Raw genomic sequence first — 14,205 nt, forward strand, 5'->3', positions numbered from 1 at the left:
TCGTGACGTACGCCCGATCAGCCGAACAGGATCGCGGCCTCGTCGTAGCGGGACTGTGGCACGGTGTTGAGCTTGCCGAGGGCATCCTCGAAGGCGACGTGCGTGATGGACGTGCCGCTCAGCGAGACCATCCGGCCCCAGCGGGCGTGGATCACGGAGTCGACGGCGGCCATGCCGTACCGCGTCGCGAGCACGCGGTCGTAGGCTGTCGGCGTTCCGCCGCGCTGGATGTGGCCGAGAGTGGTCGCGCGCGTCTCGATGCCCACCCGCGCCTCGATCTCCGGGGCGATGAGCTCCCCGATGCCGCCGAGGCGGGGGCGCCCGAAGGCGTCGAGTCCTCGCTCGGAGTGGGCGTCATCCATCGTGTCGAGGTGGAAGCCCTCCGCGACGACCACCAGAGGTGCACGCCCGCGGTCCACGACGGACTGCACCCACGCCACGATCTGGTCCATCGAGGTCTTCTGTTCGGGGATGAGGATGGCGTGGGCCCCGGCCGCCATCCCGGAGTGCAAAGCGATCCAGCCGACGTGCCGCCCCATCACCTCGGCGACCATGCAGCGCCCGTGCGAGTCGCCGGTGGTGCGGAGGCGGTCCATGGCATCCGTCGCGATTTGCACGGCGGTGTCGAAGCCGAAGGTGTAGTCCGTCGCTGAGAGGTCGTTGTCGACGGTCTTCGGCACGCCGACGATCTTGATGCCGGCATCGGTCAGGCGCTTGGCGGCCGCGAGCGTGCCCTCGCCGCCGATCGCGATCAGGGAGTCGACCCCGAGTCGCTCCATGTTGGCGCGCACGACCTCCGCTCCGCCGTTCTCTTCGAAAGGGTTGGTGCGGGAGGTTCCGAGGATGGTTCCCCCCTGCTTACCGATGCCCTGGATGTCTTTGCGCTCCAGGGGGATGATGTCGCCCTCGACGACACCGCGCCAGCCGTCGCGAAAGCCGACGAACTCCTGTTTGTAGATCTGTGTGCCCTTGAGAACGGCGCCACGGATGACCGCGTTCAGCCCGGGGCAGTCTCCGCCGCTGGTGAGGATTCCAATGCTCATGTGCCCATCATTCCGTAGGTTGGCCGCACGCCGATCACAGCCGTGCGGGACGCGCTCGCTAGAGTCGAGGAAAGCGCAGACCACGGGGGGATGCGTGCCCACGATCCAAGGAGCATCATGTCAGAACTCAACGGGGTTCCGAATCCCCAACCGTCCGACGGGCAGCCTCCGGTGACGCCTCCTCCGCCCGCGGCCCCGGATGCCTACGCCGCATCCACCCCTGCCGCGCCGGCCTACGCCCAGCCGTACCCACAGGCCGGGGTCAACCCCGGTCGCACTCTCGGGATCGTCGGCTTCATCCTCGCCTTCTTCGTGAGTCCCGCCGGCATCATCGTGAGTGCGATCGGCCTGGTGCGCTCCCGCAGAGCAGGCCAGAAGAACGGACTGGCCCTCGCCGGACTCATCCTGTCGATCGTCTTCCTGATTCTCACCATCGTCCTCGTCGTCGCGGTGGTGGGGGCCACGGTCGCCCTCCTCAACCAGTGCGCCGACCTCGGTGGCGGCGTGCAGCAGATCAACGGCGTCAGCGTCACCTGCCCGTCTCGCTAATCGTCACGAAGAACGGCCCCGTCACCTGACGGGGCCGTTCGTCGTGCGACGGATACAGGTCGACGGTTATAGGTCGACGGTCTTGTTCTCTCCGATGTCGGGCTGGCCACCGGTGACGGCGGCCTTCGCAACCTTGAAGAAGATCACGGGCTTCGGGTCGTCGGTGGACCAGTATTCCGCCGCATCCGCGTGCACCTTGATGAGAGCGATGGTGGGATCCTCCTTGCCCTCCGGGAACCAGGCCTCGACCCGCTTGCTCCACAACTCGTCTACCTTGGCGGAATCGTGCACGATCTCGGCCGTGCCGGCGATCGAGACGTAGCCCTTGCCCGATTCCAGCGAGACGTTCACCTGGGGGTTCGCGCCGATCTCCGTCGTCTTGTCGGAGGGGTCCTGGCTGAAGAACCAGAGGTCGCCATCGAACTCGACTTCCTGCACGGCGAGCGGACGGCTCGTCAGCTGGCCGTGGTCGTTGACGGTGGTGAGCAGGGCGATGCGCGAGGCCTTGATGAGCTCGGCGACTGTGGCGATTTCTTCCTGATTAGCGGTCATGCGGCGCACGGTACCCGCGAAAAGCGGGCTTAGCTAGCGACCGTCAGCGGATGCTCGGCGCAGGCCGTCTCCGGGGCGTGCAGCTCGCACACCACCAACTGCACCCGGCAGGCGGGGTCGGAGCAGTTCTGCATGTGCTTCGTGGCTGCGCCGCACCGGTAGCAGCGCCCGATCACCGCGGAATCCGGGCTGAAGTCCATCGACATGCGGTTGTCGAACACGTACAGCGAGCCCTTCCAGAGGCCGGAGTCGCCATAGGCCTCGCCGTATCTCGCGATGCCGCCGTCGAGCTGGAACACGTTCTCGAAGCCGCGGCTGATCATGAGCGAACTGAGCACTTCGCAGCGGATGCCCCCGGTGCAGTAGGTCACGATCGGCTTGTCTTTGAGGTGGTCGTAGGCGCCGCTGTCGAGCTCGGCCACGAACTCGCGGGTGTTGCTCACCTGGGGGACCACGGCATCCTCGAACCTTCCGATCTGCGCCTCGAAGGAGTTGCGCCCGTCGAAGAAGACGACCTCCTCGCGGGCGACGAGTTCGTGCAGCTGCTGGGGACTGAGCCTGGTGCCGCCGCCGATCACTCCCGTTTCGTCGACCCGCAGCTCTCCCGGCGCGCCGAAGCTCACGAGCTCGTCGCGCACGCGCACGCTGAGGCCGGGGAAGTCGTTTCCGGCGCCCTCGCTCCACTTCACGTCGACATTCTTGAAGGCGGGGTACTCACGCGTGGTGCGGAGGTAGGTCTTGACGTCGCTCAGTTCCCCGCCGACCGTGGCGTTGATGCCGTGCTCCGAGACGATGATGCGACCGCCCAGCCCGAGGGGCCGGCAGAGGTCGCGCTGCCAGAGCCGGATCGCATCCGGGTCGGCGAGCGGGGTGAACACATAGAACAGCAGGATCTTGGGAACGGCCACCGATCGAGTCTAATTTCTGCGGCGCTCGGCTCCCGGCGGTGCCCCGTATTCTCGAGGGCATGGAACAGGCGCCGCTTCGCAGCAGCTACAGCCCGCCGCATCCGCTCGATCTCGCCCAGACGCTGCGACCGCTCAGTCGCGGAACGGCGGACCCGACGATGCAGTGGGATGCTTCGGGCGTCTGGCGCACGATGCCGACGCCGCTCGGGGCTGCGACCCTCCACCTCTCCCGTGACCACGGCACCGTGAATGCCACGGCGTGGGGGGATGGCGCGGAGTGGGCGATCGACGCGGTGCCGGAACTGCTCGGTGCCGGGGACGACCCGGGGGGCTTCGATGTGTCGCAGAACCCGTTTCTCCACGATTCGCACCGGCGCAACCCCGGACTTCGGCTGCTCCGCACCGGTCTCGTGCTGGAGATGATGATCGCGGCGATCTTCGAGCAGAAGGTCACCGGCAAGGAGGCCCGCCGCGCCTGGTCTGCGCTCGTGCGCGCCCACGGGGCGAGCGCTCCCGGACCGGCGCCGACCGGCATGCGCGTCTTCCCCTCTGCCCACGCCTGGCGCATGATCCCCTCCTGGGAGTGGCACAGCGCGGGGGTCGACCCGCAACGCTCCCGCACGGCGATCGCCGCGGCATCCGTCGCCGGCGGGCTCGAGCGCACGCTAGACCTCGGTCGGGGCGGTGCCGAGGTCACGAAGCGGCTGCGGAGCGTGCCGGGGGTCGGCATCTGGACGGCGGCGGAGACGACCCAGCGCGCACACGGCGACTCCGACTCGGTGAGCGTCGGCGACTACCACCTGCCTGCGGTGGTCGGGTGGGCCCTGGTCGGCGCGCCCGTCGATGACGACGGCATGCTGGAGCTGCTCGCCCCGTGGGCCGGCCATCGACAGCGTGTGATGCGGCTCATCGAGGCGAGCGGCTTCGCGAAACCCCGCTTCGGACCTCGGATGACCATCCAGGACCACCGTCGCCATTAGCGTTGTCCCGTGCACCTCATCTTTCGGACCTTCCTCGTCTGGCTGCGCCGCAACGGCCCGCGCCTCGACCCGCACGACGTCGGCCGCATGACCTTTCGCGTGCTGCCCACCGATCTCGACGTGCTCGGCCACATGAACAACGGCGTGTACCTGTCGATCATGGATCTCGGGCGCATGGATCTCCTGCAGCGCTCGGGCGTCTGGTCCCGGCTGTTGAGGGCCGGATTCTTTCCGGTGATGGCGGATGAGACGATCAGCTTCCGGCGTTCCCTGATGCCGTGGCAGCGCTTCACGCTCGAAACCCGCATAGTCGGTTACGACGCGAAAGCGGTCTACGTGGAACAGCGCATGGTCGTCGCGGGCGAGATCTACGCGCGCGCGACCACACGCGGGCGCTTCGTGAAGAAGTCCGGCGGCACCGTCACCACGGCAGAGGTCGCTGCCGTGGCTGGCATCGATATCAGTGGTCGTCCGCTGCCGGAGTGGGTGGCGCGCTGGGCCACGGATGTCGCACTCCCGGCCGCGCGCGCCGCGGCTCCGAGCGAGTGGGACTAGTCTCCCGGCCGGGTCGCCTGGTCGTGAGAGGCGGAAAGTCCGCCTAGACGGAGTCGGGCTCCTCGAGCACGTCGGGCTGGTCGGCGGTGTCGGGCACTGCCGTCTCCTCGGGATGGGCGCCGAGCGGACCGCCGCCGAAATCGGCGGCGCGGGCGGCATCAGCGCTCTGGCGCAGAAGCGCATCGGCCTCGGCCTGGGCCGCAGCCGCCTCTGACTCGTCGCCCGCGGCTGCACCGCCCTGGTTCGCGAATTGGTCGAACGTTGCCATGGCGAAACTCCTAGATCCCGCGGCATTCTCGTCCACGCCGCTTCGTACGAGTTTAACGGCCACCGTTGCGGGAGGCAAAGGCCGGGCTAGTGGTTCTCGAGCACGGCCATCGCGGCGTTCTGTCCACCGAGGCCGCTCACGCCACCCCCGCGCTGCGCGCCGGCTCCGCACAGCAGGATCCTCTCGTGTGAGGTGGCCACACCCCAGCGTTCGGCCGCAGTGCCGAGATCGGCCGAGTCTTCGGCGAAAGGCCAGGACAGCGGGGCGTGGAAGATGTTGCCACCGGGCAGCCCGAGGGCCGCCTCGAGGTCGTGGGTGGTCTTCGTCTCGATGCAGGGGCGGCCCGCGGCATCCGTCAGCAGCAGCGACTCGATGGGCTCGGCGAGCACACTGTCGAGGGAGTCGATCACGGCACGTTCGAGAGCCGCACGCATGCTCTCGTTCGTGCTCGGGGTGACCAGTCGGTGCGGAGTATGGAGGCCGAAGACGGTGAGAGTGTGCGCACCGGAGGCCGACAGCTCCGGGGAGAGGATGCTCGGATCGGTGAGCGAATGGCAGTAGATCTCCGCCGGAAGCGGGCTCGGGATGTCGCCGCCGGCCGCCGCCCGGAACGCGCGTTCGAGCTGGTCGTAGCCCTCGTTGGTGTGGAAGGTGCCGCCGAACGCCGCGGCAGGATCGAGCGTCGCATCGCGGAGGCGGGGCAGTCGGCGCAACAACAGGTTGACCTTCACCTGGGCGCCCTCGGCCGGTTCCCCGGGCTCGCCGAGCAGTCGGGACAGCACACTCGGAGCGACGTTGGAGAGCACTGTGTCGGCGTTCACCACGTGCTCGTCATCGCCGAGGCGATAGCGCACCTCCCCATCCGGGGTGATCGAGACCACCTCGGCGCCGGTGACCATGGTCGCACCGGCCGAGCGAGCGGCTTCGGCCAGGGCACCGGTGACCGCGCCCATGCCGCCCACCGGAACGTCCCAGTCCCCCGTGCCGCCTCCGATCACGTGGTAGAGGAAGCAGCGGTTGGCGGCGAGGGTCTCGTCGTTTGCGGGGGCGAAGGTGCCGATGAGGGCGTCCGTCAGCACGACTCCGCGCACGAGGTCGTCGTCGAAGCTGCGTTCGATGACCCGGCCGAGGGGGCGCTCGATGAAGTCGATCCAGTCCGTGTCATCCACCAGGCGTCGCAGTTCGGAGCGGCGAAGCAGCGGCTCGGTCATGGTGGGGAACACGGCTCGAGCGAGGGCGCCGGTTCGGCCGTAGAAGCTCTGCCAGGCATCGAAGTCGGCGCCAAGGGACTCGAACGAGAGCCGTGTGGCCCTGGCGTCGCCGTTGCCTACGAGCAGCCCGCGCCCGGTACCGGGAAGTGGAGTGTATGAACTGTACCGACGCCGCACGAGGCGGATGTCCAGTCCGAGATCCCGGATGATGGCGGATGGCAGCAGGCTGACAAGGTACGAGTAGCGCGACAGCCGGGCGTCGATCCCCTCGAAGGCCTGCGCCGAGACGGCGGCGCCTCCGAGATGACCGAGTTTCTCGAGCACAGTGACCGAACGCCCGGCCTGGGCGAGGTAGGCGGCAGCGACGAGTCCGTTGTGGCCACCGCCGACGACGACGATCTCCTGCATGCTCATCGTTCCGCTCATTCGTCTGCGCTGCAACGGGTGGGGCAGCGGGTGCTCGAGGGGAGGGCTGCAGAAGGATCGGCCATGAAGCCGATCCTACGAGGGCGCCCCGTGGGTGCGACCTCAGAGGAGATCCGAAAGTCACCCCGAACTGGGCTGTATCAACTGATTGATACATCGGGCAGTGTAGTTCTCACCAACAGAGACGGGTGTGCCATGACGCAGAGCAACGGACTGATCGTGATCGCGGTGGTGCTCGGGGCGGCCAGTTCCCTGGGGCTGTACCTCACGTATCGAGTGCGGCCGTTCCAAGGTCGCGCGACAATCGGCGTCGACAGTGTGGGGGATGCCCGACGGGTCACGCGGGCGGCGGTCCTCCGCGTCGGTGTCGTCGTGGGAACGAGCGCCTTCTTGTGCGTGGCACTGATCTGGCTGGCCTTCGCCCTTCCCGCTCTCCTCGCGGTGCCGGCGCTCATCGCACCCGGGATGTCAGTGGCCTTCGGCCTTGTGCTTTCGGCGCTACTCCCCGTTCCTCGGCATCCAGAGATCAGTTCCCGGAGCGCGTCGCTCGAACCACGACGTCTCTGGACCTTCGGGTCACCGGGGATGCTCGCTCTGCTGCTTTTCGTTGCGGCTGCGCTTGTTGCATTGGTCATCGCTGATGCCTCCTCCGCCGGTTCGACCGCGGGCGGCCCGCGCTTCTCTCGTTCGTACTGGACGATCGCGACCGCCCTCGTGGCGATGGCCGTCGTCCTGATCGCCGCCACACTCTTCGCCCTTGCTCGTCTGGCAGGGGCGCCATTCTTCCCGACTCCCGACCTGCTGAACGTGGACCGGCGCCTGCGCCTTCTCACCGCGCGGACGATTACGTCGATCACTTTCGCCGTTCTTCTCGCCTATCTCGGAACTGTCGCCGCCACTATGGGAAGTCGCGTCAGCAACTTGGCGCAGGTATCGATCTCGGATGGCCGACCGGACCGGCTCGCGGCAATCTTCGGGCCTGTTCTGGAGGGTGTCGCTATTGCAGCGATCGCCGTATCGATAGCGAGCCTGATCGCCGCTATCGTGCTGACGCTCGCGATGGGCCGAGGGCGAGCCATGTCTGTGGGTACCGACGATTCTGGCGCGGATGCCGTCGCGACGGTGGCTTCGTGATCGTCGTAGACCAGACGAGCCCTACCGCTCCGTTCGATCAGATCAGGGGGCAGATCGCCGACCTCATCCGATCTGGCGAACTGGCCGCGACCACTCGGCTTCCTTCGATACGGCAACTGGCCGGTGACCTGGGTGTGGCGCCAGGCACGGTCGCGAGGGCCTACGGACAACTCGAGACCGCGGGTCTCATCGTCGTGACCCGCTCGGGAGCCCGGGTTGGTACAGGGCTGCAACTGGACGTGGACTTCCGCAACGCGGCGAGGTCGTTCGTTGACGCTGCACGATCTAGATCACTCACCATCGAAGACGCGCTGGGAACCATTCGGGCGAGTTGGAATCCTTGACTCGCCGCAACCCGATCCGCTAGCGCTGCTCCATCAGCCTTTCCTTCCAGTCGCCGGGCACCCGCTCTGCCGGACCTGGAGTGGACTGAGCGACCGGATGACTCTCGGGGGGAGCAAGTTCCGGGCCCTCGAAGGTCTCCGAAGTCGCGTAGCTGTAGAACCAGTTCTCGCCGGGCTCGAAGGATCGGATGACCACGTGTCCGAAGGCATTCGCGTGCGCGGTGGCGTGACGGCCGAGCGAATCGTCGCAGCATCCGATGTGGCCACAGGTGGCACAGCGTCGCAGATGGAACCACCAGCTCTCGGATGCCTCGCACTCGACGCAGCCGGTCGAGCTCGGTACCGCCGTCGGATCGATAGCGCTCATATCGCTCATGCATTCATTGTGGACCCCCTCCGCCGCGCCCCAAGTAGTCTCGATACATGCTTTCGCCCGCTGCCGATTCGCCCGTGAGCCCCGATCCGCTCGCCGCAGAGGCCGTGGCCACCGTTCGGCGCTGGCTCGCCGAGAGCGCGGATGTCGCCCCCGACCTTTCGGCGGAGCGTCTCGCCGGCGTGCTGAAGGATCCGCGCGGACTCGACTTCACCATCGGATTCGTCGATCGTGTGGTGCGCCCAGAGGACTTGCGGGTCGCCGGCCGCAACCTGGAGAGGCTCTCCCGGGCGATCCCGGCGTTCCTGCCCTGGTACATGCGCGTCGCGATTCAGCTCGGCGGGGGTTTCGCGCCGCTGATCCCCTGGCCGATCGTGCCCATCGCCCGCCGGGTGCTGCGCGGAATGGTGAGTCACCTCATCCTGGATGCGAGCCCGCGGCAGCTCGACCGTAGTATGCGACAGCTGCGCAGGTCGGGCATCCGCCTCAATCTCAACCTCCTCGGGGAAGCGGTGCTCGGTGACGACGAGGCCGATCGCCGCCTCGCCGGCACGAGCGAATTGCTCGCCCGCGACGATGTGGACTACGTCTCCATCAAGGTGTCCTCCGTGTCGAGCCAGCTGTCGATGTGGTCATTCGACGAGACCGTGTCGCGGGTCGTGAAGCGACTCACCCCGCTCTACGAACTCGCCGCAGCGTCTCCCACCACCAAGTTCATCAACCTGGACATGGAGGAGTTCCGCGACCTCGACCTCACGATCGCGGTGTTTCGGCGCATTCTCGAACAGCCGAAGCTCACGACCCTGGAAGCCGGCATCGTGCTTCAGGCGTATCTGCCGGACGCGCTGGAGGCGATGCAGGGCCTCACCGCCTGGGCGATCCAGCGGCGGGCCGCGGGTGGGGCCGGCATCAAGGTGCGGGTCGTCAAGGGCGCGAATCTCGCCATGGAGCGCGTGGATGCCGCTGTGCACGGCTGGCCGCTCGCCACCTGGGGCACGAAGAGAGACACCGACGCCAATTACAAGCGCGTGCTGGACTGGTCCTTTCTGCCGGCGCGCACCGATGCGGTGCGCATCGGGGTTGCCGGACACAACCTGTTCGACATCGCCTGGGCCCGGCTGCTGGCGAAGCAGCGCCGGGTGGAGACCCGGGTGGAGTTCGAGATGCTGCTCGGCATGGCCACCGGACAGGCGGATGCCGTGAGGCGCGACGTCGGTGGATTGCTGCTGTACACCCCCGTCGTGCACCCCGGTGAATTCGATTCGGCGATCTCGTACCTCATCAGGCGTCTGGAGGAGAATGCCTCGAGCGAGAACTTCATGTCCGGCGTGTTCGAACTCGCCGACGACCCCCAGATCTTCGACCGCGAGGCCGCCAGGTTCCTCTCCTCGCTCGAACTGCTGGCGAAGGATCCACAGTCCGGGTCCGCTCCAGGCTCCCATCGAGTGCAGGACCGTCGCGTCCCGGTGCCGATCACGCCCGTCGACACGGCGCCCCGCGTGTTCGCCAATGAGGCCGACACCGACCCGTCGATCGCGGCCAATCGTGCGTGGGGGCGCGAGATCCTGTCCCGCGTCGCATCCTCGACCCTGGGCGAGGCCACCATCGCCGCGGCCCGGATCACCGGCGTGCCCGCGCTCGAGGCTGTGGTCACCGCCACCGCGCGGGCCGGCGAGAGCTGGGGCCAACGGCGGTCGGACACTCGCGCGACAGTGTTGCACAGCGCGGGGGAAGCGCTCGCGGCGGCCCGTGCCGAGCTCATCGAGGTGATGGCGAGCGAGACGGGAAAGACGATCTCCGAGGGCGACGTCGAGGTGAGCGAGGCGGTGGACTTCGCGCACTACTACGCGGAGCGCGCGCGTGAACTCGACAGGGTCGCCGACGCCGAATTCGCGCCGTCCCGGCTGATCGTCGTGACCCCGCCGTGGAATTTCCCGGTCGCCATCCCGGCCGGATCGGTGCTCGCGGCTCTCGCCTCCGGTGCCGGCGTGATCATCAAGCCGGCCCCGCAGGCGCGCCGCAGCGCTGCCGTGATGGTCGAAGCGCTCTGGGCCGGCGGGGTTCCCCGCGATGTGCTCGCACTTGTGGACCTCGACGAGGGCGACCTCGGTCGCGAGCTGGTGTCGCATCCATCGGTGGATCGCGTGATCCTCACCGGCGCATGGGAGACGGCACGGCTGTTCCGCTCCTGGCGCCCCGACCTCCCGCTGCTTGCCGAGACGAGCGGCAAGAACGCGATCATCGTGACCCCGAGCGCCGACCTCGACCTCGCGGTGGCGGATGTCGTGAAGAGCGCCTTCGGCCACGCGGGCCAGAAGTGCTCTGCCTCGTCGCTCGTGATCCTGGTCGGCTCGGTCGCCGCGTCCGAGCGTTTCCGCCGGCAGCTCCTCGACTCGGTGCGCACTCTGCGGGTGGGCTATCCCCAGGAGGCCACTACCGTGATGGGGCCGATCGTCGAGCCGGCTCACGGCAAGCTCCGGGAGGCCCTCACCACCCTCGGTGCGGGCGAGTCCTGGCTGCTGGCGCCGCGTTCGCTGGATGAGAGCGGCACGCTCTGGTCGCCGGGCGTCAAGGACGGGGTGGCTGCCGGATCCGAATTCCACCTCACCGAATACTTCGGTCCGGTGCTCGGGATCATGCGGGCCGACACGCTGGAGCAGGCGATCGCCCTGCAGAACGCACCGGCCTACGGCCTCACCGCGGGCATCCATTCGCTGGATGCCGCGGAGATCGCGCTCTGGATCGACTCTGTGCAGGCGGGCAACCTCTACGTCAACCGCGGTATCACGGGAGCGGTCGTGCGCCGGCAGCCGTTCGGTGGCTGGAAGAGGTCGACGGTGGGAGCAGGCGCCAAGGCCGGCGGACCGAACTACCTGCTCACGCTCGGGGAATGGCGGCCGATGTTCGCCGAGCCGGGTCGCACGGCGATCCTCAAGGGACTCAGTGACAGTGTGTCGCGCGTGATCGAGGCCGCGCAGCAGGGCATGGAGTTTCTCGAGTTCGATCGCGTGCGCGCGGGTGCCACCAGCGACCAGCAGGCCTGGGTGGATGAATACGGCACGGTCAAGGATGTCTCCGGCCTCGGGGTGGAACGAAACGTCTTCCGTTACCGTTCGGTGCCGGTGACGGTGCGCCTGGCGGAAGGGGCATCCGCCGCGCAGCTCGTGCGAACGATCGTCGCGGCGACGCGGGCGGGTGCTTCGCTCTCGATCAGTTCCGCGGTGCCGGTGGCAGCGGCACTCGTGCGCCTCTTCGGCTCTGCGGTGCCGCCGCTCACTGTCGAATCCGTGGTCGTGGAGTCGGATGCCCGCTGGCATGCCCGGCTGCAGGCGGGGGCACGGCCGAGCCGCATCCGTCTGCTCGGCGGCGACCGTCTCACACTCGCCACGGTGCTCGACGGCGATCCGGATGTCGCGATCTATGCCGGCCCGGTCACCACCTCTGGGCGGATCGAGCTATTGCCGTTCCTGCACGAGCAGGCCATCAGCATGACGGCCCATCGCTTCGGCAATCCCGACCCCGCCACCTTCGTGGCGCTGTAGGCATCCGCCTGTAGATACCCCCCGAATTGGCGGTCTGTCCCCCATTGTGCGGACATGTCTTGTCCCCACATACTCGACGTGGGGGTGCACCAGGTGTCGCCCCGCTGCGGCCGGGTACCCGAGCACGGCCGTGGAAACTCGGCCGGGTGCGTACCCGAATTGCGCATCCGGTCGATATGAACCCGAACCCGAACCCAAACCCGAGAGACGATATGCCAACGGCACTGCCCATCTTCCTGGCCCGACCAGCGGTCACCCGATCCGTCGCGATCCTCGTTGCGACCGGTCTCTCCGTCGCCACGCTCCTGGCCGGGGCGGGCATGTCGACGGTGACCACCGCGACAGCGGCCACGAGTTGCCAGAGCACCACGTCGCTGTCCGACGGCGGATTCGAAGTACCGGTGATCGCTCCGACCTCGTACCAGATCATGCCTTCGGCGAACGTTCCCGGGTGGGAGTCGACCGATCCTTCGGGCATCGAGATCTGGTCCACCGGCTTCAATGGCGTGCCGGCCAGCGAGGGCAACCAGTTCGCGGAGATCAACGCGACGCAGCCGGGAACTCTGTACCAGGATGTCGTGACGACCCCCGGCCAGAGCCTGCAGTGGTCGCTCCTCCACCGCGGTCGAAGCGGCACCGACGTGATGGACGTCGTGATCGGCGCCCCCGGCGGCACGCTGGCCTCGCAGGGCAATCTCTCCGACGGCACCGGGGCCTGGGGCCGGCACACCGGCGTCTACGTCGTTCCCGCTGGACAGACATCCACCCGCTTCGGGTTTCGAGCGGTCTCGACCGCGAACGGCAATGCGAGCATCGGCAACTTCCTCGATGACATCACCTTCGGCCTCGGGCCCTGCGTCGACACCACAGCCGGCGTCACGAACGTGACCGTGCCCGGCGGCGATGTTCACGTCGGCGACACCATCGAATACACCGTGACCTCGACGAACAACGGCGGAGGGGCGGCGACCCTCGCCGCCCTGAAAGATGCCCTTCCGGCCGGTGTCGAGCTCGTGCCGGGTTCCCTTCGCGTGATCGGCTCGAACGCCGGGGTCAAGTCGGATGCCGCGGGCGATGACCAGGCCGAATACGACGCGACCACCCGCACCATCATCGGGCGGCTCGGCGCCGGTGCCGGCGCCGCCGTGGGCGGGTCGCTCGCACCGGGCGAGTCCACCTCCCTCGTCTTCCGTGTCGTCGTGCTCTCCGCCGCAGCCTCCACCAGCCTCAGCAACCTCGGCACGCTCACCTACACCGATTCCCTCGCCGGAACCGTCCAGATCTCCGCGGCCCCGGCCGTCGTGACGCCGGTGGGCGCCACGTCCAATCTCGTCGTCACCGAGTCGCTCGATACCGCGGCGCCCGTCGCCGGCTCGTCGCGCCCCACCTACACCGTCACCGTCGCCAACTCTGGACCTCAGGGTGACACCGGGGTCGTCGCAACAGTGACCGTCCCGGCCGAGCTGAGTGACGCTTCGGTCCAGCTCGCGGGCAGCCCCTGCCCGATCGCCGGGGGTGCGGCCCAGTGCGCCATCGGTTCCCTCGCCGCCGGCGCAAGCGCCACGATCACGATCGCCGGCGCGATCGCCGGGTCCATCCCGGCCGGTACCGTCGTCACGGTCTCGGCATCCGCCACCGGCGCCGTCTACGAGTCGTCGACGACGGACAACTCGGCGACGGCCAGCGCCACCACCGTCAGCCTCGGGGATCTCTGGGTGACCGGACGGGCCTCGGCCGCCACGGTGCGCGAGGGTGACGAGGCCTGGTTCTCTCTCGTCGTCGGCAACACCGGACCCTCGGATGCCACGGCGATCGTGCTCACCCTCGACGCTCCCGCCGGTCTCGTCGCCACTCCCACCGCGGGAGTCTTCGACCCGACGACGAACCAGTGGACACTTCCCACCCTCGCCTCTGGCGCAACCCAGACGATGCTCTTTCGCGGCTCGGCCGCAACCCTCGGCCGGCTGGCCACCCGGGGCTTCGTCGCCTCCAGTTCCGTGCAGGATGCCAACCCGGCCAACGACACGGCGGCGGCGTCCATGATCGTGCAGCGCATCGCCCTCCTCGCCCCGCCGGCCAGCGCTGTCTCGGCGAGCGAGGTCTCGGCGAGCGAGGTCGAGGCGCCGTCGTCGGCCTCTTCCGTATCGGGCATCGCGCTCGCCAACACCTCGGTATCGAGCGCCGGCCTCGCGCACACCGGGGCGGACGCCCAGGGCACGCTCTTCGCCGCGCTGATGCTGATGCTGGTCGGCCTCGTGATCGTCGCGGCCCGCCGGGTGCGCAGCCGCCGCTGATCGGGGCGGTCAGGCGGCACATCCCC

At 68.3% G+C, this 14,205-nt stretch carries 13 protein-coding genes; 7 read left to right on the forward strand and 6 right to left on the reverse strand.

Annotated features, from left to right (window positions below; translation table 11 throughout):
* Positions 1-17: 17 nt before the first annotated feature.
* Positions 18-1,043 carry a 6-phosphofructokinase gene (locus ABIB54_RS00695; protein ID WP_185202120.1) on the reverse strand — a complete coding sequence of 342 codons (1,026 nt, stop codon included), beginning with the start codon at positions 1,041-1,043 and terminating at the stop codon, positions 18-20.
* A 117-nt stretch (positions 1,044-1,160) separates the two neighbouring features.
* Between ABIB54_RS00695 and ABIB54_RS00700 the strand changes: the two genes are divergently transcribed.
* Positions 1,161-1,592 (forward strand): DUF4190 domain-containing protein, encoded by a 432-nt coding sequence (locus tag ABIB54_RS00700; RefSeq protein WP_354573609.1) that lies wholly within the window; start codon positions 1,161-1,163, stop codon positions 1,590-1,592.
* Positions 1,593-1,658: 66 nt separating this feature from the next.
* Here the strand turns inward: ABIB54_RS00700 and ABIB54_RS00705 are convergent, their stop codons facing one another.
* The gene (locus ABIB54_RS00705; protein WP_354573610.1) at positions 1,659-2,144 is read right to left on the reverse strand and encodes a pyridoxamine 5'-phosphate oxidase family protein; all 486 of its coding nucleotides are present in this window, start codon (positions 2,142-2,144) and stop codon (positions 1,659-1,661) included.
* A gap of 29 nt (positions 2,145-2,173) precedes the next feature.
* Positions 2,174-3,052 carry an oxygen-dependent tRNA uridine(34) hydroxylase TrhO gene (gene trhO, locus ABIB54_RS00710; RefSeq protein ID WP_354573611.1) on the reverse strand — a complete coding sequence of 293 codons (879 nt, stop codon included), beginning with the start codon at positions 3,050-3,052 and terminating at the stop codon, positions 2,174-2,176.
* 59 nt (positions 3,053-3,111) lie between these two features.
* Here trhO and ABIB54_RS00715 point away from each other — a divergent pair, with 59 nt between their 5' ends.
* A complete protein-coding gene (locus ABIB54_RS00715; RefSeq protein ID WP_354573612.1) occupies positions 3,112-4,032 on the forward strand; it encodes a DNA-3-methyladenine glycosylase family protein in 921 nt (306 codons plus the stop codon).
* A 9-nt stretch (positions 4,033-4,041) separates the two neighbouring features.
* On the forward strand, positions 4,042-4,587 hold the full coding sequence (locus tag ABIB54_RS00720; protein ID WP_354573613.1) for an acyl-CoA thioesterase: 546 nt from the start codon (positions 4,042-4,044) through the stop codon (positions 4,585-4,587).
* A gap of 43 nt (positions 4,588-4,630) precedes the next feature.
* Here the strand turns inward: ABIB54_RS00720 and ABIB54_RS00725 are convergent, their stop codons facing one another.
* Positions 4,631-4,855, reverse strand: a complete 225-nt coding sequence (locus tag ABIB54_RS00725; RefSeq protein WP_354573614.1) for a hypothetical protein — start codon at positions 4,853-4,855, stop codon at positions 4,631-4,633.
* 86 nt (positions 4,856-4,941) lie between these two features.
* The gene (locus ABIB54_RS00730) at positions 4,942-6,480 is read right to left on the reverse strand and encodes a phytoene desaturase family protein (RefSeq protein WP_354573615.1); all 1,539 of its coding nucleotides are present in this window, start codon (positions 6,478-6,480) and stop codon (positions 4,942-4,944) included.
* Positions 6,481-6,687: 207 nt separating this feature from the next.
* Here ABIB54_RS00730 and ABIB54_RS00735 point away from each other — a divergent pair, with 207 nt between their 5' ends.
* Positions 6,688-7,626 (forward strand): hypothetical protein, encoded by a 939-nt coding sequence (locus ABIB54_RS00735; protein WP_354573616.1) that lies wholly within the window; start codon positions 6,688-6,690, stop codon positions 7,624-7,626.
* Complete coding sequence (locus ABIB54_RS00740) at positions 7,623-7,970, forward strand: GntR family transcriptional regulator (protein WP_354573617.1); 348 nt, start codon at positions 7,623-7,625, stop codon at positions 7,968-7,970. Before ABIB54_RS00735 ends, ABIB54_RS00740 begins: the two co-directional genes overlap by 4 nt.
* Positions 7,971-7,989: 19 nt before the next feature.
* Here the strand turns inward: ABIB54_RS00740 and ABIB54_RS00745 are convergent, their stop codons facing one another.
* Positions 7,990-8,346: a UBP-type zinc finger domain-containing protein gene (locus ABIB54_RS00745; RefSeq protein WP_354573618.1), complete on the reverse strand. Its 357-nt coding sequence runs from the start codon at positions 8,344-8,346 to the stop codon at positions 7,990-7,992.
* A 47-nt stretch (positions 8,347-8,393) separates the two neighbouring features.
* Between ABIB54_RS00745 and ABIB54_RS00750 the strand changes: the two genes are divergently transcribed.
* Together ABIB54_RS00750 and ABIB54_RS00755 are read left to right on the forward strand one after the other, a co-directional pair.
* Positions 8,394-11,885, forward strand: coding sequence for a bifunctional proline dehydrogenase/L-glutamate gamma-semialdehyde dehydrogenase (locus ABIB54_RS00750; protein WP_354573619.1), 3,492 nt, complete (start codon positions 8,394-8,396; stop codon positions 11,883-11,885).
* A 212-nt stretch (positions 11,886-12,097) separates the two neighbouring features.
* Positions 12,098-14,179 (forward strand): CARDB domain-containing protein, encoded by a 2,082-nt coding sequence (locus ABIB54_RS00755; RefSeq protein ID WP_354573620.1) that lies wholly within the window; start codon positions 12,098-12,100, stop codon positions 14,177-14,179.
* The last annotated feature ends 26 nt before the right edge of the window (positions 14,180-14,205 follow it).

The sequence above is a fragment of the Frigoribacterium sp. UYMn621 genome, assembly GCF_040549525.1.
Taxonomy (GTDB): domain Bacteria; phylum Actinomycetota; class Actinomycetes; order Actinomycetales; family Microbacteriaceae; genus Lacisediminihabitans.